Source organism: Acinetobacter sp. 228, from assembly GCF_048147885.1.
The window spans coordinates 1-1997 of sequence record NZ_JAYWYV010000097.1; the positions used below are offsets into that span (position 1 = coordinate 1).

Annotated in this window: 2 protein-coding genes; both read right to left on the reverse strand. The window is 39.8% G+C overall.

The features are described from left to right. Positions 1-796, reverse strand: a 796-nt coding sequence (locus VXQ92_RS16215; protein ID WP_416682525.1) for a pyridoxal-phosphate dependent enzyme, incomplete at its 3' end; no start/stop codon positions are given. A 36-nt stretch (positions 797-832) separates the two neighbouring features. Continuing rightward, on the reverse strand, positions 833-1997 hold a 1165-nt coding region (locus VXQ92_RS16220; RefSeq protein ID WP_416682526.1), incomplete at its 5' end, for a vWA domain-containing protein.

Below are 1997 nucleotides of genomic sequence, written 5' to 3' on the forward strand. Positions count from 1 at the left end.
GTTCAACTCCTACAAGTTTCACATCTGAATCGTTTAAAAAAGCTGTAAACGCACCGATTGCATTTGAACCGCCACCGACACATGCGACAACATAATCTGGGTTTTTACCAAATCGTTGATGCGTCTGCTCTTTAATTTCCTTACCAATAATTGATTGAAAATCTCGAACTATTTTAGGAAATGGATGTGGACCAACCACAGAACCAATCGCATAAATAAAATTTTTAGGATCTTTTAAATATTCTTCAAACGCGCTATCAACCGCATCTTTTAAGGTTGCTGTACCGCGAGTTACTGACACCAAATGAGCGCCCAAAATTTTCATTTTGACCACATTTGGATGTTCTTTTTCAATATCAACTTGACCCATGTGGATCTCACATGGAATACCCACTAGAGCACAAGCAGTTGCTAAAGCAACCCCATGTTGACCCGCACCAGTCTCGGCGATAACTTTCTTTTTGCCCATATATTTAGCAAGTAGAGCCTCACCTAAACAGTGATTAATTTTATGGGCACCGGTATGATTTAAGTCTTCACGTTTTAAATAAATTTGCGCGCCACCTAACTGTTCTGAAAGGCGTTTTGCATGAAATAAAGGACTTGGACGGCCGACATAATTTGCAAAGAGGTCTGCTAATTCATTTTGAAATTCTGGTGTATAGCGAATTTCTTCATAAGCAACATTAATTTCATCCATTGCTTCTTTTAAATGCGGAGGAATAAACTGACCTCCATACTCACCAAAAAATCCTTGTTCATTCGGTAAAGCAATACCATTAATTTGATGTTGCATATTATCCCTCTTTTTAAATTATTAAAGTTATCAAGTTTATCGAGAAAGGTAACGCGTCAAATCCTCAATGCCTTTTAGAGTCATTGGATACATGTGGTTTTCAAAAATCTCTTTAATCCAACCAATAGTTTGAGTGTAATGCCAATACCCTTCTGTTTCAGGGTTTAACCATGCTGTTTTATCAAAATGCTGGCGTAGGCGACGTAACCAAACTTCACCAGCTTCATCATTCATATATTCAACCGAGCCACCTACCGATTTCAGCTCATACGGTGCCATACTGGCATCACCTACGACAATTACACGATAGTCACGTCCGTAAGTATGAAACAAATCCCACGTATTCATGCGGGTCGCTGTTCTTCGGTAATTATCTTTCCAAACATAGTCATAAAGACAGTTATGAAAATAAAAGTATTCAAGCGTTTTAAATTCTGTTTTAGCTGCGCTAAATAACTTTTCACATTGGGCAATGTGTGCATCCATCGAACCGCCTACATCAAACAACATGAGCACTTTGATTCGATTTCGACGCTCTGGCACCATTTGGACGTCAAGAATACCCTGCTTGGCCGTTTCACGGATTGTACCGTCAACGTCTAACTCTTCGGCAGCACCTTGTCTTGCAAATTTACGTAAACGTCGTAAAGCAATTTGCATTTGGCGGGTACCAAGAACTTGGTCATCATCTAGATTTTGGTATTTACGCTGTTCCCATACTTTAACCGCCGAACGCTTACGGCCCGGCCCACCAATTCTGACGCCTTCCGGATGGTCACCAAAAGCACCAAAAGGTGAAGTTCCACCCGTGCCAACCATACGGTTACCACCTTGATGTTTTTTATGCTGTTCACGTAAACGCTCTTCTAGCATTTTCATCAGTTCTTCTAAAGAACCAGCTTTTTGAAGTTCAGCTCTTTGCTCTGGTGTTAAATGCTTTTCTAGAAGTTCTAAGTCGAACCAGTCTTTTGGAAGTTTATGGACTTGCTTAAGTAACTCATCAATATCAAAGGTTTCTATGCCATCAAAGTAATCTTTCATGGCACGATCGAACTTATCAAAAAAACGTTCATCTTTAACTAAAATGGTTTTAGCAAGTTGATAGAAATCTTCTTGATCGGCAAAAACTAGCCCTTCGCTTACTGCACGATTTAAGTCAATCAGTTCACGAGTCGTGACTGGAACACCATATTTTCGTAAG